Source organism: Acidobacteriota bacterium (assembly GCA_034211275.1).
GTDB lineage: Bacteria > Acidobacteriota > Thermoanaerobaculia > Multivoradales > JAHZIX01 > JAGQSE01.
In genome coordinates this window covers 1-19,882 of record JAXHTF010000126.1, presented here as the reverse complement: position 1 = coordinate 19,882, position 19,882 = coordinate 1, and the positions used below count along the sequence as shown (strand labels likewise).

General features: G+C 66.0%; 15 protein-coding genes and 1 pseudogene. 13 read left to right on the top strand and 3 right to left on the bottom strand.

The features are described from left to right. Positions 1 to 242 precede the first annotated feature (242 nt). From SX243_17520 to SX243_17480, 9 genes are all read left to right on the top strand, one after another. Entirely contained in the window at positions 243 to 440 is a 198-nt protein-coding gene (locus SX243_17520; protein MDY7094774.1) for a hypothetical protein, read from the top strand. Then, on the top strand, positions 437 to 2,095 hold the full coding sequence (locus SX243_17515) for an N-6 DNA methylase (protein ID MDY7094773.1): 1,659 nt from the start codon (positions 437 to 439) through the stop codon (positions 2,093 to 2,095). Before SX243_17520 ends, SX243_17515 begins: the two co-directional genes overlap by 4 nt. A 133-nt stretch (positions 2,096 to 2,228) precedes the next feature. Further along, positions 2,229 to 2,858: a hypothetical protein gene (locus SX243_17510; protein ID MDY7094772.1), complete on the top strand. Its 630-nt coding sequence runs from the start codon at positions 2,229 to 2,231 to the stop codon at positions 2,856 to 2,858. Between the two features lie 70 nt (positions 2,859 to 2,928). After that, positions 2,929 to 5,772 (top strand): excinuclease ABC subunit UvrA, encoded by a 2,844-nt coding sequence (gene uvrA, locus SX243_17505; protein ID MDY7094771.1) that lies wholly within the window; start codon positions 2,929 to 2,931, stop codon positions 5,770 to 5,772. Positions 5,773 to 5,799: 27 nt separating this feature from the next. Then, the gene (locus tag SX243_17500) at positions 5,800 to 7,275 is read left to right on the top strand and encodes a sigma 54-interacting transcriptional regulator (GenBank protein MDY7094770.1); all 1,476 of its coding nucleotides are present in this window, start codon (positions 5,800 to 5,802) and stop codon (positions 7,273 to 7,275) included. A 351-nt stretch (positions 7,276 to 7,626) separates the two neighbouring features. Beyond that, positions 7,627 to 7,782 carry a hypothetical protein gene (locus SX243_17495; GenBank protein MDY7094769.1) on the top strand — a complete coding sequence of 52 codons (156 nt, stop codon included), beginning with the start codon at positions 7,627 to 7,629 and terminating at the stop codon, positions 7,780 to 7,782. A gap of 78 nt (positions 7,783 to 7,860) precedes the next feature. After that, a complete protein-coding gene (locus SX243_17490) occupies positions 7,861 to 8,238 on the top strand; it encodes an ATP-binding protein (GenBank protein ID MDY7094768.1) in 378 nt (125 codons plus the stop codon). Positions 8,239 to 8,280: 42 nt separating this feature from the next. Then, the gene (locus tag SX243_17485) at positions 8,281 to 8,628 is read left to right on the top strand and encodes an STAS domain-containing protein (GenBank protein MDY7094767.1); all 348 of its coding nucleotides are present in this window, start codon (positions 8,281 to 8,283) and stop codon (positions 8,626 to 8,628) included. Positions 8,629 to 8,729: 101 nt separating this feature from the next. Continuing rightward, positions 8,730 to 10,409 carry a SpoIIE family protein phosphatase gene (locus tag SX243_17480; protein MDY7094766.1) on the top strand — a complete coding sequence of 560 codons (1,680 nt, stop codon included), beginning with the start codon at positions 8,730 to 8,732 and terminating at the stop codon, positions 10,407 to 10,409. A gap of 30 nt (positions 10,410 to 10,439) precedes the next feature. Here the strand turns inward: SX243_17480 and SX243_17475 are convergent, their stop codons facing one another. Continuing rightward, a complete protein-coding gene (locus SX243_17475; GenBank protein MDY7094765.1) occupies positions 10,440 to 11,732 on the bottom strand; it encodes a metallopeptidase TldD-related protein in 1,293 nt (430 codons plus the stop codon). A gap of 281 nt (positions 11,733 to 12,013) precedes the next feature. Between SX243_17475 and SX243_17470 the strand changes: the two genes are divergently transcribed. The 3 genes from SX243_17470 to SX243_17460 are packed head-to-tail and all read left to right on the top strand — an operon-like array spanning position 12,014 to position 15,431. After that, positions 12,014 to 13,729: an amidohydrolase family protein gene (locus tag SX243_17470; protein MDY7094764.1), complete on the top strand. Its 1,716-nt coding sequence runs from the start codon at positions 12,014 to 12,016 to the stop codon at positions 13,727 to 13,729. Continuing rightward, positions 13,726 to 14,529 (top strand): protein-L-isoaspartate(D-aspartate) O-methyltransferase, encoded by an 804-nt coding sequence (locus tag SX243_17465; protein MDY7094763.1) that lies wholly within the window; start codon positions 13,726 to 13,728, stop codon positions 14,527 to 14,529. The genes SX243_17470 and SX243_17465 overlap by 4 nt, the downstream gene beginning before the upstream one ends. After that, positions 14,526 to 15,431 (top strand): protein-L-isoaspartate(D-aspartate) O-methyltransferase, encoded by a 906-nt coding sequence (locus SX243_17460; GenBank protein ID MDY7094762.1) that lies wholly within the window; start codon positions 14,526 to 14,528, stop codon positions 15,429 to 15,431. Before SX243_17465 ends, SX243_17460 begins: the two co-directional genes overlap by 4 nt. Before the next feature lie 3 nt (positions 15,432 to 15,434). On the opposite strand, the gene SX243_17455 is transcribed toward SX243_17460, so the two are convergent. Further along, entirely contained in the window at positions 15,435 to 17,882 is a 2,448-nt protein-coding gene (locus SX243_17455; GenBank protein MDY7094761.1) for an EAL domain-containing protein, read from the bottom strand. A gap of 72 nt (positions 17,883 to 17,954) precedes the next feature. Next, on the bottom strand, positions 17,955 to 19,811 hold the full coding sequence (locus SX243_17450; protein MDY7094760.1) for a hypothetical protein: 1,857 nt from the start codon (positions 19,809 to 19,811) through the stop codon (positions 17,955 to 17,957). Between SX243_17450 and SX243_17445 the strand changes: the two are divergent. Next, positions 19,800 to 19,882, top strand: a pseudogene (locus SX243_17445) (GNAT family N-acetyltransferase). The gene SX243_17450 and the pseudogene SX243_17445 sit on opposite strands and share 12 nt — an antisense overlap.

Here is a 19,882-nt window from a genome sequence, read left to right as displayed (position 1 = left end):
GGCGCCCCGTGCGCGTCAAGGTCGACATCCCCGGCGCCGAGGTCCGCACCCGCGAGGGCTATCTGGACTACTGAGCTCCGGAAGCTCCAACCGCTCCAACCGGTGGGCTGGCGCTCACCCGACACCAGCTCCTCATCGAAGAGCCTAGTAGGGTGGGCGCCAGCCCACCGTTGTTTGGGGTCAGGGCGCAGTGAGTAGATTGATATGCTCTTGCGGTCGACCAAGCTTCAGAGGAATTCACCATGACTGCCACCGCAACCCCCAAAGACCTGCTCCTCCAAGCCCTTCAAGAGCTCCCCGAGGACAGCTCCTACGAGGAGATCCTGCGGGAGCTGGCCTTCACTCGCATGGTGGAGCGGGGGCTTGCTGATTCCCGGGCCGGAAGGACCATCAGCCACGAAGAAATGGGTCGGCGGATCTTGGAAGGACGGACTCCATGAGCCTTCAGCTGACTCTCCTCCCGGAGCTTGCGCCGGAGCATCCAAAGGACCGTGGTGCGTTCTTCACGCCCCGTCCCATGGCTGATTACATGGTGAGCTGGGCGATCCGAGAAGCTGGGGATCGGGTTCTCGAGCCTTCCTGTGGCGAGGCAGTCTTTCTACAGTCTGCGGTGAACCGGTTGCAGGAGCTCGGGGCCCAGCTCAACAATGAAAGCCAACTGATCGGCCTCGACATCCACACGGAGTCCATCGAGCTTGCGAAGCAAGAGCTCCAAAGGCTGGGGGCTGATGCCGAACTCCTGGTTGGTGATTTCTTCGATTTCCATCCAAGTGCCCGCTTCGACGCGGTCATCGGGAATCCTCCCTACGTTCGATATCAGAAGTTCTCGGGAGAGGCCCGGCGGAAGGCTCTGGAGGTCTCGTTGGCGCACGGAGTCCGGTTGCCTGGCCTGGCCAGCTCCTGGGCGGCTTTCGTCGTGCACGCCGCTTCGTGCCTCAAGCCGGCTGGCCGTATGGCCTTGGTGCTCCCGGGAGAGCTGCTCTCGGTGAACTACGCCGCGCCGGTACGACGATTCCTGATGCAGCGTTTCGCCGAGGTCCGACTGGTTGTTTTCGAGGAACGGGTTTTTCCGGGCGTCTTGGAAGAGGTCGTCCTGGTGTTGGCCGAGGGGCAAGGACCTACCGATGTCTGCAGCTTATATCAGGCGCAGAATCTCGATGGCTTAGAGTCCCTGAACCACCGGACTTGGTCTCCCAAGAACAGCGGGGCGAAGTGGGTTGCCGGCTTGCTGCCGACGGCCGCGGCGGACCTGTACGCGCAAAGCCTGGAGGGCACGGCCTTTAACGAGCTGTTGCAATGGGGCGAGACCACCCTCGGGATGGTGACGGGCAATAACAAGTTCTTCACCCTCGGCCGAGCCAAGGTGGAGAGTTTAAGATTGGAGGAAAGTGAGCTTCGAGCCATCTCACCCCCAGGTTCGAAGCACCTGCGGGGTTTGAGCTTTTCGACGAGCGATTGGGATCGGCTGCTAGAGGCTGGGAAGAGTTGCTATCTCTTTGACCCGGACCCGACAGCACCTTCTGAGGCAGCGCAGACGCACATCCAGGATGGCGAGCGCCAGGCTGTGCATACTGCCTACAAATGCCGGGTTCGCAAGCCTTGGTGGGTAGTGCCCAAGGTTTCTGTACCGGATCTGCTGCTCACCTATATGAACCACGACACCCCCCGCCTGGTGAGCAACAGCGCCCGGTGCCTGTTCCTCAATTCGGTGCACGGAGTGTACCTCCGGAACGGATTGCGCAAGCTCGGATCTAGCGTGTTGCCGGTCGCCAGCCTCAACAGTTTGACTTTGTTGGGGGCTGAGCTGGTAGGGCGTTCCTACGGCGGCGGCATGCTCAAGCTGGAGCCGAAAGAGGCGGATAAGCTGCCGGTTCCAGCTCCGGAATGCTTGGAAGCCCTTGCATCCGAGCTTCGGGATCTCAAGCCGTCGGTGGCTCAATGCCTGGAGGCAGGGGATCTCGACGCGGCTGTCAAGCTGGTGGATCAGTTGCTTCTACACGATCAGCTGGGGCTGAGTAACGGCGCAATTCAGCGTCTCTCTGAGGCTCGCCAGCGTCTTTTTCAACGGCGAGTCACCCGCGGGCGCGGGGCTTAGCGCGAAATTTCGACCATCTATCGTGAGCGCTGAGAAACCAAGCAATGGCGAGCTGGAGGCTTATCTATGTCGCCTTCCTGTGAAACCTGGCGATGATGCCAAGTCTTCCGCCAAGAAGGGGTACTCGGAGCAGATGTCCCGGGAGCTCGCCTTCGGCTTCTCCTCTGTGCTCGAAGCCAGAGGATTGGAGGGGGTCCGGCCAAGTCCAAGGGATGAAGGTGGCAGTGAGGGCTCCGAACGCAGGATCGCCGGCGGTGTCGGGGCGAAGAAGGTGGATGTCACCTGGGCTACCGAGGAATCGGGTCTTCTTCTGGCTTTTTCCATCAAGACGATCAATTTTAGGGATCGCCGTTCGGGCCATTTCCAGAAGAACCTCACGAACCGCCGCGGGGACATGCTCTTCGAGGCCGTGACCCTGCATCGCCGTTTTCCGTACGCGGTTCTTGGCGGCTTCTTCATGTTTGATGCCGCCGCTGAAACCGACGGAACGGATCGGCGCCGCTCCACCTTCCTCAACGCCCACGACCGATTTCGCATCTTCACCGGTCGGGTGGACCCTGCGGGTCGGGACGAGCAGTTCGAAGGTCTCTACATCGGCTTGGTGGGTGCGGATCCCGACGGTTCGTCCGTCCGGTTTTTTGAGGCCGGCAAGCCGGACCAAGAGATCCAGCTGTCCCAGGCTGTGAACCACCTCGTCTCCATGGTGGCAGACCGGAATCCGGACTTCTACCAGTTCGGAGAGGGGCGTCTCGAGAAGATCTAGCGTTCTTCCTCTGCAATCTGGTGACAACGAGCCGGATTCGTCCCGCCGTCTGGTAAAGTCTCCCGCTGCTATGGAATCCATCATCGTTCGCGGCGCCCGCGAGCACAATCTGCGCAACATCGAGATCGAGATTCCCCGCAACCAGCTGGTGGTGATCACCGGGGTTTCGGGGTCTGGGAAGTCGTCGCTGGCTTTCGACACCCTCTTTGCCGAGGGACAGCGGCGGTATGTGGAGTCGTTGTCGGCCTATGCCCGGCAATTCCTCCAGCAAATGGAGAAGCCCGATGTCGACGCCATCGAAGGGCTGTCGCCGGCCATCTCCATCGAGCAGAAGTCGGTGTCCAAGAACCCCCGCTCGACGGTGGGCACCATCACCGAGATCCACGACTACCTGCGGCTGCTCTACGCCTCCGTGGGCGTGCCCCACTGCCCGGACTGCGGCGAGACCATTCGGCCCCAGACCGTGCAGCAGATGGTGGATCGGGTCATGGAGCTGCCGGAGAAGACCCGGCTGGTGCTCTATGCGCCCTTCGTCCGCGGCAAGAAGGGGGAGTATAAGAAGCAGCTGGAGCAGATGGCGCGGGAGGGCTTCATCCGGGCGCGCATCGACGGCGAGGTGGTGGAGCTGGGGGGCGAGCCGCCGGCGCTGGACAAGAAGAAGAAGCACAATATCGACATCGTGGTGGATCGGCTGGTGGTCAAGGAGGGGCTGGAGAAGCGCCTCGCGGACTCTCTGGAGACCGCCCTCAAGGTCGGTGATGGGCTGGTGGTCCTGGCGCCGGAGGGGATGGACGAGGAGACCCTGTCGCAGAATTACTCCTGCTCCAACTGCGGCGGCGGCCTGGCGGAGGTGACGCCGCGGCTCTTCTCCTTCAACAGTCCCTACGGCGCGTGCCCCACCTGCTCGGGCCTGGGCACTCTGATGGGCGTGGACGAGGACCAGGTGGTTCCGGATCCCTCCCTGTCCATCGACGGCGGAGCCATCGCGCCGTGGCCGGCGAAGTCCAATTCCTGGCGGGTGCGGATGATCCGAACCCTCGCCGATGAGCTGGGCTTTTCCCTCGACCAGCCGTGGAAGAAGCTGCCGGCGAAGGCCAAGAAAGCGATTCTCTACGGCACCGGCGACCTGGAGATGACCTTCGAGTTCAGCGGCAAGAAGTCCAGCTATCAATGGCAGGGCTCTTACGAAGGGGTGATTCCGACCCTCGAGCGGCGCCATCGGGAGACCGATTCAGCGGCCGTGCGCAGCGGCATCGAGAAGTACATGTCGATGCACGACTGCCCCGATTGCGCCGGCAAGCGGCTGCGGCCGGAGGCGCTGGCGGTGACCGTCACTGGGGTGCCTATCGACCAGCTCCAGGAGCTGCCGGTCTCCGAGCTGCGGGGCTGGGCGGAGAATCTAGAGCTCAGCGAGCGCGAACGCACCATCGCCGGCAAGGTGATGCAGGAAATCGTCGACCGCCTGACGTTCCTGGACGACGTCGGGGTCGGCTACCTGACCCTGGAGCGCTCCTCCGGTACCTTGAGCGGCGGCGAAAGCCAGCGGATTCGCCTGGCGACCCAGATCGGCAGCAAGCTCATGGGTGTGCTCTACGTTCTCGACGAGCCCTCCATCGGTCTGCACCAGCGGGACAATGCTCGGCTCATCGCCACCCTGCAGGGAATGCGGGACCTGGGCAATTCGGTGCTGGTGGTGGAGCACGATGAGGAGACCATCCGCGCCGCCGATTGGGTGGTGGATTTGGGTCCCGGGGCCGGTGTCCACGGTGGCCGGGTAGTGGCGGCGGGGCCGCCAGCGGCGGTGGAGAAGCACCAGGAGTCCCTCACCGGCCGCTACCTGCGAGGGGAGCTGGTGGTGCCCATGCCGGAGGAGCGGCGCAAGCCCAAGGGCAAGCCACTGGTGATCGTCGGAGCGCGGCAGAACAATCTCAAGGATCTGGAGGTGAAGATTCCTCTGGGAGTGCTGACGGTGGTCACCGGGGTCTCCGGGTCGGGCAAGAGCACTCTGATCAACGAGATTCTCTACAAGGCCTTGGCGCGCCATTTCCACCGCGCCAGCGACCGCCCGGGAGAGCATGACCGCATCCGCGGCCTGGACCAGCTGGACAAGGTCATCGCCATCGACCAGAGCCCCATCGGCCGAACGCCGCGCTCCAATCCGGCGACCTACACGAAGGTCTTCGACCACATCCGCAAGCTGATGGCCAAGACGCCGGAGGCGCGCATGCGGGGCTACAAGCCCGGGCGTTTCAGCTTCAACGTCAAGGGCGGTCGGTGCGAGGCCTGCGCCGGCGACGGGCAGATCAAGATCGAGATGCACTTTCTGCCGGACATTTACGTCACCTGCGAGGTTTGTGGCGGCCGACGCTACGACCGGGAGACCCTGGCGGTGCGCTACAAGGGCCACAACATCGCCGAGATCCTCGATCTGACGGTGGAGCAGGCGCTGGAGGTCTTCGACCACATCCCGCCGGTGCAGCGCATCCTCTCCACCCTCAACGAGGTGGGCCTGGGCTACATCACCTTGGGCCAGAGCGCCACGACCCTCTCCGGCGGCGAAGCCCAGCGGGTGAAGCTCGCCCGGGAGCTGTGCAAGCGCTCCACCGGTCAGACTCTCTACCTCCTCGACGAGCCTACCACCGGCCTCCATTTCGACGACGTGGGCAAGCTCTTGAAGCTGCTCCAGCAGCTGGTGGACGTGGGCAATACGGTGCTCATCATCGAGCACAATCTGGACGTCATCCGCGCCGCCGACCACCTTCTCGACCTCGGGCCGGAAGGCGGCGGTGCCGGCGGTCAGGTGGTGGCCCAGGGGACTCCCGAAGAGGTCGCCCAGGTGGAGGGGAGTTACACGGGGCGCTACCTGCAGCAGGTGCTCCCCAGCTCCAAAAAGAGCAAGCGCAAAGCTGGGTAATAGGTCCAGCAGTAGAATGAAACGGCGATGACCGTCGCCGGACCTAATCTCGCCGAAGCTCGGCGCATCCTAGAGCTCGAAGCCCTGCACGAGCTGGCCCTCGCCCTGCGCGCTCAGCGCGGGGAGCAGGAGCTGGTGGACGAGCTCCTTCAGCGAGTGTGCTCGGTGCTCGACCCGGCGGCGGCGGTGGCGGTGACCCAGGACGCCTACGGTGGCCCTCAGGCGGTGGCGTCGGTGGGTTGGCGATCGGCTCCGCCGGATGGCTCGGCGCTGCTGCTGGCCCCCCTCTACGGCCGTCTGCAGGAGCGCGAAGGCCTGCGGGCCGAGGGCGATGGAGAGCTCGTCGGACGGGCCTTCCGAGAGCTCCTGGCGGTGCCTCTGAGCCATCGCGGCGAGCCTTTCGGCTACCTGGCGGTGCTCGACAAGGAGGGCCGGGGAGATCGGGAGCCTTCGTTCAGCGAGGAGGATCGCCGCTTCTTGCGCTCGGTGGCGTCCCTCGCCGCAGTGGCCCTGGACAGCGCCCGTCAGGTGGCGGCGCTGGAGGATCAGCGGGAGCGGCTGGAGGAGGAGAATAAATCCCTCCGCGGCAGCCTCAGCGAACAGCTGGCGGGGCAGCGCATCGTTGCCCATTCGCCGGAGATGCGGCGTATCCTGACGCTGGTGGAGCGAGTGGCTCCGCGGGGAGTCAACGTCCTGGTGCGAGGGGAGAGCGGCACCGGCAAGGAGCTCGTCGCCAAGCTGCTGCACGTCCTCTCGGAGCGCCCCGGGGCATTGGTCACCCTCAATTGCGCCGCCATTCCCGAGGGTCTGCTGGAGAGCGAGCTCTTCGGTATCGAGGAGGGCGTGGCGACCGGCGTCACCCGCCGAGCGGGCAAATTCGAGCTCGCCGACGGCGGCACTCTCTTCCTCGACGAGATCGGCGACATGCAGCCGGCCCTCCAGGCCAAGCTCCTGCGCAGCTTGCAGGAGAGGGAGGTGGTGCGGGTGGGCGGACGCCGGGCGTTGCCGGTGGACGTGCGAGTGGTGGCGGCGACCCATCGGGATCTGGAAGCGCTGATCGAGGGAAAGACCTTTCGCGAGGACCTCTACTACCGCCTCAAGGGCGTCGAGGTGGAGCTGCCGCCGCTACGCCAGCGGCGCCAGGACATCCCGCATCTGATCCGCTACTTCGCCGAAGAATTCTGCCGCCGCGAGGAGATCGCCGTGCCCTCCTTCCGCACCGAGGCGACGGCGCAGCTGCTGGCCTACGAATATCCGGGCAACGTGCGCGAGCTGCAGAATATCGTCGAGGGGGCGGTCTCCCTCACCGAAGGCGAGATCGATGTCGAGCTAGTGCAATCCCTGCTTTCCTCCGGCGCCGAGGAGGAGCAGGAGCCCCTGACCTTGGAGGGCCTGGAGCTCCGTCACATTTCCCGGGTTCTGCGCATGACCCAGGGCAACAAGACCGCCGCCGCCCGCATTCTCGGCATCGACCGGCGGACGCTGGTGCGCAAGGGTTTCTAGGGCTCCCTGGGCTTCTAGGGCTTCTTACCGAGCCGTTTCGCCAATAGGCCCCCTCCATGACCGAGACATTTTGTCCCGCATGGGCCATTTTGTCTCGCTCGCTCTCCTGCCCGCCTTTCCGGTCCCGAATTGCGGTGCTTTGATCTCGGGATATCGGGCCAGTCGCTCGAATCGAGGCAGTCTGTAGTTCCCGAGTGAGGCAAAATGCCTCACTTTTGAGGTTGCTTCAATGGCCGGCGTGTGTGCGCGTAAATCTCTTGAAATCAGGGACTTGGGGGGTGGTTGCCGGAGCTTTGGAAAGCTGGCAACAACCTTGCTCTAAGAAGAGGGTAGCGATGAAGGAGGCCGCGCATGCTACAGTCCCTGCATAAATCCGTTACCATGGCCAGAATTCCCGTGGGGTTCCTGGCCTCAGCTGCGAGTCTGACGACCTTTGGCTGGTTCCTGGTTCAGGATCTGGTGAATCCAATTGTCATCTTCTTTCTTCAGCTCTACCTGACGTTCTGAGCCCTGCGGGCCGATTTCGACATGGTGCAAGACTCCCCTCTCCGGGAGACGACCCTGCGTCTCCCCATGCAGCCCGATATGGAGATCGAGGCCGGCGAAGCCGCGGCCGCGATGGCCGGGGCGATGGAGATGAGTCCGGATAGAATTGACGAAGTCCGGATGGCGGTGGTCGAGGCTTGCATCAACGCTATCGAGCACAGCAACGCTGCTGATCGCGAAGTGGTGGTCGAGATTGCTATCCTCGACTTCGCCGAAACCGAACGCTTGTGCATCAAGGTGCACGACGACGGGGTCGGCTTCGTTCCGGAAGAGGTGGAAAAGCCTTCGTTGGAACGCAAGCTGAAGTCGGAGCGCAAGCGGGGCTGGGGTCTGACGATCATCCGAGGGTTGATGGACGAGGTAGAGATCCAATCCGGCGCCGGTGGTACAACGGTCGTCATGTACAAGTCCCGCTGAATCGCTGAATAGACGAGAGCCGTGAATGGAGAGGCGGTTGCGATGACGGAGAGTCTGAAGCTGACGGTGGAGAAGCGCGACCCGGTGGCCGTGATCTACACCGAGGGCTACATCAACAATCAGGGCGGCGAAGAGATTGCCCGAGTGGCCGATGAGCTCATCGAGCAGGGCTACGAGACCCTGCTGCTCAACCTCGCCGGCACCAAGATCGTCAACTCCATCGGCATCTCCATCCTCATCGAGATCATCGAGAGGATGATCAAGATCGATGGCCACCTGGCTTTCTGCTGCCTCACTCCCACCATCGAAAAGACCTTCTACATCATGGGCCTGGCGCAATATTCGGGGATCTACCCGGACGAAGCCTCGGCCCTCGAAAAGCTCGCCTGAGCGCCTGACCGAGGCAGGGCCTGCCAGTGCCACAGCCTTTATCCCGAGGATCCGCATTCCCAGGCGGCGTCGGCCATCGCGATGCGCCGGGGGATGCCTCTGTGGACCCCAAGGCGGCGCTGGGTTCCTCCGATGTAGAGCTCCTGGAGCGTGCCCTGGAGTGCTGGTTGCGCCGGCGTAGCGAAGCCTTTTCCGCCGCAGCGGTCTATCTTGAAGACGGCGACCAGGGGCTGCGTCGCATTTCCTGCCACGGGACCGCGGCGGAGCTCGTTGAGGGTTTCCCGGAGCTTCTACCGGCCAGCACAGCCGGAGAGGTGGAGCCCTCTCTGCCCGGCTGCCGCCGTCTGGCTCTCGGTGGCGGCTGGCTCCTGTGCCGAGACGAAGCCGGCCCCGTCGAGGAAGACACCCCCTGGTCGGAGCCGCTGGAATCCTCGGGCAACGTCGAGGATCTGCTCCTCCTGGCGGCGGTGCGGGCTTGCGAGCTGTCGGAGCGCCTGAGGCTCCAGACCTTCCAGAATCAATATCGGGGAGTCGAGCTGGAAGCCCTCTACGACGTCGGACTGGCGGTGGTCTCGACCCTCGATCTGCCGCAGCTGACGGAGGAGATCCTGCTGCGGGCGGTGTCCTTGCTGGACGCTCGCCGAGGGGTTCTCTACGAGCACGACGGGGGTGTCTACCGGCGCCGGCGGATGGTGGGAGGCTCGGCGCCGGAGCTGTTGGAGATCGGGGACGAGGGCCCCCAGGGCCTGCTGGAGGGGGATGAGGCCTTGCTTCGGGATCTCTTGCCGGGGGCTGAGCACGTGCTCGCGGTGACGGTGGAGGCGGCGGGCTCTCCTCGCGGGCTGTTGGTGGTGGCGGATAAGGAAAGCCGCTTCGGCGTCGGCCCGTTCACCGCGCCGGATCGCCGTACCTTGAGCCTCTTCGCCCACCAGGCGGGGATCGCTCTGGAGAACGCTCACCTGCATCGCCAGGCGCTGGAGAAGGAGCGGCTGGAGCGGGAGATGGAGCTGGCGGCGCAGATTCAGCGCCAGCTGCTGCCGGAGAGCATGCCGCGGGTTGCCGGCTGGGAGCTGCATGGGTGGAATCGGCCAGCGCGGCAGGTCGGTGGCGATTACTACGGGGTCATGGAGCGCCCCGGGGGGCGGTTGCTGACGGTGGTGGCGGATGTATCCGGCAAGGGCATGCCGGCGGCGCTGCTGGTCTCCAATCTGCACTCGGCGCTGGATCTGCTGCTCGGTCCGGAAGGACTGCTCGATCAGGAGGATCTGCTGGTCGACGAGGTGGTAGGAACCCACTTGCTCCACCGCCTCAATCGTCACGTGCTGGACTCCAGCCTGCCGAATAAATTCATCACCCTGTTGTTGGTGGAGCTCGATCTCGCCACCGGTCGCGCCCGCTACCTCAACGCCGGCCACAACCCGGCGCTGCTGTTGAGTGTCGACGGTAGCCTGCGGTATCTGGAAGCCAGCGGACCTCCCGTGGGACTGCTGCCGGAAGCGACCTATCGAGTGGACACCGTCACCCTGCACCCCGGGGACTTGCTCTGCCTGTACAGCGACGGCATCACCGAGTGCACCAACCTGCAGGGAGTGGAGTTGGGGGAGGAGCAGCTCCTCGAGCTCCTGCGGCGGCACGCCGCCGAGCCTCTGCCGCAGCTGGCGGGGCGGCTGGATGCCGCCTGCCGCCGCTTCGCCCGGGGCCTTGCCCAGGGGGACGATCAGACTCTTCTGCTGGTACGCCGTGGCCTGGAAGCTGCGGCAAGAGGGGCTCCGAAGGCGTAGCTCGGGTCCGGGTAGCTCGGGTCCGGCGGCTCAGGGGCGGTAGACGAGGGCCGGCGCGCAGCTGCTGCTGAGCAGGCCGTCCCCGGTGGCGAGGCAGATGCGCTCCCGGCCCACCGCTACCAGCTGCCCTAGAGCCCTGCCCAGGTCGAGCTGCCACGGTTGGTCCGGCAGCGCCGCACCGAGGCGCCCGCCGGCGATCGCCCGTAGGCCTCGGGCTCGTGCGACGAAACGCAGTCGCCGGGGATCCAGACACACCAGACCGTCGAAATCGCTGATCCACAGGCCACCCCCCGCCGCTTCCAGCAGTTCCTGGGGTGAGCTGTCTCCCGCCGCCATGAAGAGGTTGGACGCCTGCTGTTCACCACCGCCGATGGCCAGGGCCGATTCTTCCGACGGCGTCTGCCAGCGTCCGTCCCGAATCAGGTCGACGCGGCCTTTGGGGCGGCCGGTGAAATCGAAGGGCACAGGCAGTCCGGTGGTCTCGGTGCCGTCGTCGTAGATCTCCAGGCGGGGGCTCCAGCGGAAGGGCTCAGAGGGTGCTCCGGGAGCGGCTCCGGAAGGAGGCTCTTCAGTCGGCGAGACTCCGGCGGTGGAGCTGTGCCGGAAGAGCTCCTGGACCAGCACCGCCAGGATGGACGCCGTGGCTTCCGGGGCCAGCAGCACCGGGCTCTCGGGGCTGCGCACGGCCGCCGGCGTCGAGCTGCGCTGGTGACTGCGTTCCACCACTTGCAGGGCGTCCAGGGCTTCGAGGGTGCGTGCTGCGGAGCGGGCGATGCCGGCACCGGGGCCTTCGCCGTGAATCACCGAGAGCTCCGCCGCAGTGAGCCGGAGCTTGCGCCGCAGGCCGGTGCTGTGGGCGATGGCGAGGTGCGCTTCGCCCCAGTGAAAGGTCAGCTCCTCGGAATCTTGAATCAGCTGCTGCAGCCTCTCCTGCCCTTCCGCCGGCTCCAGCTCTGCCAGCCGCGGGTCGAAGAGATCCTTCAGCTCCAGGGACGCCTGCGGGTCCTTCGAGGGGGGCTGAAAGTCTTCCTCCGGCGGTGTGCTGCGCGCCTGGGCCAGGGCCTGGCGGACGGCATCGTCGAGGTCGTTGGGGTGGGCGGAATCGGTGCGGTAGTGGCCGCAGCGGTACTGCCCCTCGCGGCTGCCCTCCACCACCCGCACCAACGCGCAGCGCTGAGGCGGTTCGGGGAAGTCCGGGACGGAGCCCTCGGCGGTGCTGGCGGAGCGGCGCCGGGTCTCCAGCCAGACCACCTCGGTGAAGTCCGCCGGCGAGGCGTGGAGGACGTGGTCCAGGTTGTCGAGGATTCGATCCAGCGATTGCATGTCCTTCGGTATCATCGTGCGGTCAATCCGGCGCGAGTCTAGCAGGCCGTGGTGAGAGTCAGATACTGGCGAGAGCGCAGCTCGGCGATCACCATGATCTGCTGACCTGTTGCCCCGGAGTAAATTGTTCGATCCGTGCCGCGGCCCAAGGATCCGCCCTCCTCTCTGGGGTGCCGGTTCATCGGTGTTCCGAAGGGGCGTGGCCCGGAGTTTGCACCTCTCACTGTCGTGGAAGAGCTGTTGGAGCCCTTGGTTCCAGCCTCTTTCGAGGAGCGTCACCGATGAGAAACGTCCTACACCAGCTGCTCTTGGCAGCCCTGATCGTCACCGCCTCTCTGGTCGCCTCTTTGGCTACTCTGGGGGCATCGGGGCAGGAAGCATCCACTTCCGAGGACGCCGCCGACCTCATTTTCAGGCAGGGGGTCTTTTATCCCGTGGAGCCCGCCGAGCCGGTAGAGGGCAGCCTGGCGGTGAAGGACGGGCGGATTGTCTACCTCGGTTCCGATGCCGGCGCCGAGAGGCTGCGGGGGCCGTCCACCGAGGTGGTGGAGTTGGGGGGGCGAACGGTGACCCCGGGGCTGATCGACGCTCACTCCCATCTCGAGGGCCTGGGGCTGGCGCTGGAAACCGTCGACCTGGGCGGTGCGAACAGCTATCAGGAAGTGATCGATCGGCTGGCCGCCGCTGCCCGCGAGCTGCCTTCGGGAACCTGGGTGCAGGGCCGCGGCTGGGATCAGAATCGCTGGCCGGAGCAGCAATTTCCCCACCATGATGCGCTGAGCGGCGCGCTGCCGGAGCATCCGGTGTGGGCGACCCGGGTGGACGGCCATGCGGTGTTGGTCAACGCCCTGGCCATGGAGACGCTGGGCATCACCGCCGAGGTCGAGGATCCTAGCGGTGGCCGTTTCCTGCGCGACGCCGAGGGGCAGCCCACCGGCGTCCTCATCGACAACGCCATCAAGGCGGTGGCGGACCAGCTGCCGGAGCCCAGCGCGGCGGATCTGGAGCGGCGTCTCCAGCGGGCCGCCGAGCACTGTCTGGCCCGCGGCCTCACCACCGTCACCGACATGGGGATCGGCACGCCGGTCTACCAGGCCTACCGCAACCTTCGGGAGAGGGACGAGCTGTCGCTGCGGGCGGCTCTTTTCCTCACCGACGACGCCGGTCTGCTGAGGCAGTGGTTCGAGCGCGGGCCGGAGATCGACCCCCAGGCTCGGCTCCAGGTCCGCGGCATCAAGCTCTACGCCGACGGCGCCCTGGGCAGCCGGGGCGCGGCGCTGGTGGAGCCCTACACCGACGATCCGGGAAATCTGGGATTGCTCACCACCAACGGAGACGCTGTCGAGGCCACCGCTCGGCGGGCTTTGGACACCGGCTTCCAGGTGGGCATTCACACCATCGGTGATCGGGGGGCCTTGGTGGCTCTGGACGCTCTGGAGAGGGCTTTCGGCGGCGAGCCCCAGCGCGCAGCTCGCTTCCGCTTGGAGCATGCTCAGGTGATGCGCCTGGCGGATATCCAGCGTATGGCGGATCTGGGGATCATCGCCTCCATGCAGCCGACCCACGCCACCTCCGACATGCCCTGGGCGGAGGCCCGGGTGGGTGCACGGCGGATCCTCGGGGCCTACGCCTGGCAGCGCATGCGGGCGGCGGGGGTGCCGTTGGCGCTGGGCAGCGACTTTCCGGTGGAGTCGGCGGATCCCCGTCTCGGTCTCTATGCCGCGGTGACCCGCCAGGATCTCGACGGCATGCCCTCCGACGGCTGGTATGTGGATCAAAGTCTGACCCGGCCCCAGGCCCTCGCCGGATTCACTCTCGATGCCGCTCATTCCCTCTTTTTGGAGGATGAGGTGGGCTCCTTGAGCGTCGGCAAACGGGCGGATCTGGTGGTCTTCGAGCGCGATATCATGACCGTGCCGGAGGAAGAGATCCCGCAGGTCGAGATCACCATGACGGTGGTGGACGGCCGCATCGTCTATCGGCGGGAGGGTTCTTGAACGTACGCCCGCTCATCGCGGTGCTGGCAACCGTCCCCCTGCTCGCCTTCACGGCGAGCTGGTGGGCTTCCGAGGGCGGCGGCCCGGATGGGTTGCGAGCCCCGACAGAGGCGGCGAGGGCCTCGGAGCAGCGGGCGGATTCGGCAAACTCGGCGGAGGAGGATTTTCGTATCGCTCGTCAGCAGATGATCGACACCCAGCTTCGCCGGCGCGGCATTGACCATCCCACCGTGCTGGCGGCCATGAGCGAGGTCCCGCGGCACCACTTCGTGCCGCCGACCTATGCGGATGAGTCCTACGGCGATCACCCTCTGCCCATCGGCGAGGGACAGACCATCTCCCAACCGTACGTTGTGGCTTTGATGGTGCAGCTTCTGGAGCCCACCGGACAAGAACGGGTGCTGGAAGTGGGCACTGGCTCGGGATATCACGCTGCGGTGTTGTCGCGCACGGTGTCCGAGGTCTTCAGCATCGAGATCGTCGAGCCCCTCGGCCGCCGGGCGGCTGCGGTCCTGGAGCAGCAGGGCTACGAGAATGTTCACCTGCGCATCGGGGACGGTTACGAAGGTTGGCCGGAGGAAGCGCCCTTCGATGCCATCCTGCTCACCGCCGCTCCGCCGAGAGTTCCGGAACCGCTGTTGGAGCAGCTGGTGGTGGGAGGGCGCATGGTGCTGCCCTTGGGGGATTACGATCAGGAGCTGCTGGTGCTCACCCGCACCGAGGACGGTTTCGAGCGCCGTAGGGTGGCGCCGGTGCGCTTCGTACCCATGACCGGCCGGGTGCAGGAAGGCTCCTCGTGAAGAACGACCGCTCCGCCAAGGGTTTTCGCCTCCTCCGGTGGCTGCCCTGGTTGGCCGCTCTGGTCCTGGTCGCGGCCTATCAGCTCTTCCCCGAGGGCGTCCACCGGCTCTCTCAGGCGGTATCCCCTTCGACTTCCCAGGAGCCCGCCAGCTCCGCCGGTAGCGCTATGCCGGAGGCCGCCGCGGATCGCGTCTCGCCACCGCCGAGCTCCGGCGAGGCGGCTCGCAACACGCGCATGGCCTGGGCTCAGAACCCCCGGGATCCCCAATCGCTGCTGCGCTCCAACATGGTGGAGAAGCAGATTCGCGCTCGGGGCGTGGACCAGAAGCAGGTGCTCGATGCCATGCTCGAGGTGCCGCGCCACATGTTCGTCGACCCCAACTACCGGGGCCAGGCCTACGATGATCAGCCGGTGCCCATCGGTTGGGGGCAGACCGTCTACCAGCCCTACATGGTGGCGTTGATGACCGAGTTACTGGAGCTGGACGGCGACGAGAAGGTGTTGGAAATCGGCACCGGCTCGGGCTATCACTCGGCGGTGCTTTCGCGGGTGGCGAAAGAGGTCTACACCATCGAGATCAACGAGATGCTCTCCCGCAAGGCCCGCAAGGCTCTCTCCTCTCTGGGCTACGACAACGTCATCGTGCGCGAGGGGGACGGCTACAAGGGTTGGCCCGAGGAAGCCCCATTCGACGCCATCATCCTCACCACCGCTCCGCCACGGATCCCCGACCCGCTCATCGAGCAGCTCAAGGTAGGAGGAAAGATGGTGGTGCCCATCGGCGGGCTGCTGCAGGACCTGCAGGTGCTGACGAAGAACAAGGACGGGGGAGTGAGCAAGAGGACGGTGTTGCCGGTCAAAGTCTCCACCATGACCGGGGAAGTCCAGGATAAGAACTAGTTCCTACCAGCGCTGATTCCGGCGCAGGAGCTCCAAGGCGAGGTCGGCGTCCAGGGGGCGGGCGAAGAAGTAGCCTTGACCCCATTCGCAGCCCAGCTCTCGGAGTCTCGCCAGCTGCTCCGCCGTCTCGACCCCCTCCGCCACCACCTCCAAGCCCAGATTGTGCGCCAGGGTCACGATGGTGCGGACGATCTCCGGATTGCCCTCGCCGTCCTCGCCGCCGGAGACGAAAGAGCGGTCGATCTTGAGGGTGTCGATGGGGAAATTCTGTAGATAGCTGAGGGACGAATAGCCGGTGCCGAAGTCGTCTAGGTAGAGCTGGATGTGGCGTTCCTTGAGGCCTTGGAGATTGTCCACCGCTGCCTGGGCGTTGTGCAGGATGACTCCCTCGGTGATCTCCAGGCGAAGCTTGGCGGGATCCAGATCCGCCTTCTCCAGTACCTGATCCAGCTGGGTTCCCAGATCCGGCTGGAGGAATTGCTTGGCCGAGAGGTTGACGCTCACCGTCAGCTCGGGGAATTCCTCCTGCCAATCCCGCAGCTGGGCGCAGGCCTGGCGGAGCACCTGACGGCTGAGGGCGACGGTGAGGCCGGTTTCCTCCGCCAGCGAAAGGAAGGCCCGCGGCGGCAGCAGGCCGCGCTCCGGGTGCATCCAGCGCACCAAGGCTTCGAAGGCGTGGATTCGGCCGTCGTCGAGGCGGACCAGGGGCTGGTAGTGGACGCAGAATTCCTGGCGCTCCACCGCCCGCCGGAGATCGGTCTCCAGGTGCAACCGCTCCATGGCCTGGGTGTGCATCTCGGCGTCGAAGACGGCGTGGCAGCCACGGCCCAGGGCCTTGGCCTCATACATCGCGATGTCGGCGTCGCGGATCAGCTCCTCCGGGTGGCGGTAGGAGCTGGTGCCCAGGGCGACGCCGATGCTGGCGCCGGTGAAGACCTCGTGGCCGCTGAGGTCGAAGGGCGTGCACAGTTCTTCCTGAATGCGCCGGGCGACCCCCAAGCCGTCCTCCAGGCTGCGCACCTCGCCCAGCAACACCACGAATTCGTCACCTCCCAGCCGGGCGACCGTATCGCCGGGGCGCAGGGTGCGCTTGAGTCGCTCGGCGATGGAGATCAACAGCTTGTCGCCGAGGCCATGCCCGAGGCTGTCGTTGATCACCTTGAAGTGGTCGAGGTCGAGGAAGAGCACGGCGAAGAGATAGCCGGGTTGGCGCCGGGCCTGCTCCAGGCTGCGCTGCACCCGATCCTTGAACATGGTGCGGTTGGGTAGCCCGGTCAGGGAGTCGTGGAGGGCGTCGTAGCGCAGCAACTCCTCCGAGCGCTTGCGTTCGGTGATGTCGTTGTAGATGCCGTAGACGCCGATGACCTTGCCCTCGAAGCGGATGGGGTAGGCGAGGAGGGAGACGAAGATCAGTCGCCCGTCCTGGTGCCGGCGCACGGTCTCGGTGTGCACGATCTGGTCCTCGAGCACCGTCGCCATCAGGTCCCGGCCCTCGTCCTGGAGGCCCGGCGGCACGATGAGATTGTTTAGGGAGCTCTGGCGCAGATCTTCGGCGTCGTAGCCGAAGAGCTCCTCGAAGCCGCGGTTGACGGTCCAGATGCGTTCCTGATTGTCGAGGATGATGATGGCCTGGGGAGAATTCTCGAACAGCTGCTGGAAGTAGGCGTCCTTGAGGCTCAGGGCCTTCTCGGTGCGCCGGTGCTGGGTGATGTCCAAAGACACCGCCATGGCGCCGGTGATCTCCCGCTGGGCGTCGCGGATGGGTTCGATGTGGGTGTGGAAGGTCTGATCCAGCCACTCGAACTCCAGCTGCACCGACTCGCCCCCCAGAGCCTGCCGAATACCCCGGATGGGAGGGTAGTCCGGATCATCGGTTTCGAAGAGGTCGAAGAGCGTGCCGGCGATGGGTTTCTGTCCGTCCATGGACTCCGCATCCAGCTGCAGAGCCTCGACACCGCCGCCCAGCAGCGAGATCAGGCGCATCTCGCGGTCGGTGGCCAGCAGCAGCGACGGGAGCTTCTCCATCACCAACCGCAACCCCTGATCATTCTCCCGCACCGCACCGGTGGGACCGGCGAGGGCTTCCCGGCGCAGCCGGTGACGGGCGATGCGGGCGCGCAGGGCGAGCTGATCAGCGTTCAGAGGCAGAGGCAGAAAATCGTCGGCGCCGGCTTCCAGGAGCGCCTCGATCTGCGACCGTCCGGCGTCGGCGGCCACCAGGATCTGGCATTGGCCCACGCTGTAGCGGCGGCGCAGCTGCCGCAGATCCTCCAGCATCTGATCGTCGACGGGACCGGTGGGGAGTACCAACCATCCGTCGCCGTCCTGGCTCAGCAGGCCCTCGGCGTGCTCGAAGGAGGGAGCCCAGCGGTACTCCAGGCCGGATTGGACGAGGCTCTCCTCGAGCTGGTCGCGGCGGCGGTCTTGCGGGCTGATGGCGAGGAGTCTCATGATCGGTGGCGCTGAAGCTGAGGGGCCCCAGATACTTACGCATGCTCTAACTAACAGGTTCGACCAGCGGGGTCAATGAGCCTTGGAGGAGTTCCGGTCTTCGCCCCCGGGACTGAGGGCTCCGTCCTCGACGCGATAGACGGCGACCTCCGCCCGGGCGTCCCGGGCCGCCTGCTCCAAGGCGCGCCGGCTGTCGGGGTGACAGGTGAAGAAGAGCACTTGGCGGTGGCCGGCGAGCTGGGCCAGGACCCGAGCGGTTGCCCGTTGCCGCGGCGGGTCACAGCGCACCAGGATGTCGTCCAGGATCAGCGGCAACGGCTCCTGATGTTGTCCCAGCTCCTCCGCCAGCGCCAGGCGTAGGGCGAGATAGACCTGGTCCGCCAGGGCGCTGCTCCAGGCCGCTTCCCCCTTGCGGCCGAGGCGCCGATCCTCCAGCTGAACACCGCCGGTCTCGGCGCAGGGCAGCAGGCGATAGCGGTCGTCGGTCATGGTGGCCAGTAGGTCCGCCGCCCGCTGGAGCACCCGTGGCTGGCGGCGTTCCTCGTAGGTCTCCCGAGCCTCCTCCAACAATCCCCGGGCGAGGGCAGCGGTCGCCCAGCGGCGGGTCTCGCCAGCGATCTGGCGCCGCAGTACCTGGCGCTCCAGCAGCGCTTCGCCGAGGCGTTCTTCCTGACCCAGATGCTCGATCTCGGTGCCCAGGGAACCCAGCTCCTGGCGGGCTTCGTCCAGCCGCTCCCGGAGCCCGCGGCGGCGCTCCTCGAGCTGCGCTTCTTCATCCTTGAGGGAGGTGGGATCGGAGCCCTCCAGCTGAACCTCCAGCCGCTGGCCGGCGCCACCTTCGCCGAGGAGGGCGTCGAGGCCCAGGCGCAGATCCTCCTGTTGGCGCCGCAAGTCCGTCAGCCGCCGCCGCTGCTCTGCCCGCCGGCGGTAGTCGCTGGGGCTGCCGGCGCCGGCAGCCGTCAGCAGGGTTTCGAGCTCGCTCCGGCGGTCTTCCAGCTGCTGCTCGAGAGCCTCGCCGCCGGCTCGCTCCTGACCCAGCCGCAGCTCCACTTCGCGGCGGACTTCCAGAATCGCCGCTTGGTCTTCCAGCTCCCCTGCCAGGCTCTCCAGATCGACTTCCGTCTCCGGGACCTCCCAGCCGGCGCGGCTGGCGCAACGGGCCATTTCCCCGGAGAGGGGGCGCAAATCCGAGTGCACGCCGAGGAGCTCCTGGGAGGTGCGCAAGGTGTTCTGGTCGAGCTGCTCCAGCTCCGCCTCCAGGTCGCTGCGGCGCTCCTCCGAAAGCTGGCGCTGGCGCCGGCGGGAGCCGACGAAGATCAGCGTGCATCCGAGGGCGGTGCCCAGGGCTGCGAGCCAGGCTCCCCGAGACGGTTCAAGGAACGGTAGGAGCAGCGGCAGCAGGAGTACCAGCGGCAGGGCCCATAGCGGGGCGGCGGCCTGGGAGCGGCTCAGCTGGCGGCGCAGGCCGGCCTGGCTTTGCTCCAGAGTCTCCAACGAATCCTGCAGCCGGCGGGCCTCCGTCTCCAGCAGCTGGCGCCGCTGCATCAGCGCACGCAGGGTGCCGAGGGCCTCCCGGCGGCGGCGCAGAATCTCAGGATTGAGGGTTTCCGGGGTGAGCTCGAAGGCCTCCGCGCCGGCTTCCCTCGACCCTTCGATGGCGGTGCGGTGAGCAGCGACGTGGGTGGCCTCGCCGGCGGCCTGCTCCTCCCCGGTGTTGGGCTCCTCCTCGGTGGCGGGCTCTTCCTTCGGCCCGGCTGCCGGATCTTCGCCGTCCTCGTCGTCTTGCAGGGCCCCACCGGCGGTGCGCCAGCGCTCCCGCAGATGGGCCAGGCGGGCTCGGGAGGCGCGATATTGCTGCTCCAGCTCGGCGACCTCCCGCTCCAGCTGGTTCACCGCTTCCTGGTCCAGCTCACCCGCCTTGGGTTTCAAAAGGTTGCAACCTTGCCGCAAGTCGGGTTCAAATTCGGGCGTTGGATTGATCTTGTTTTGATGCAAAAGCA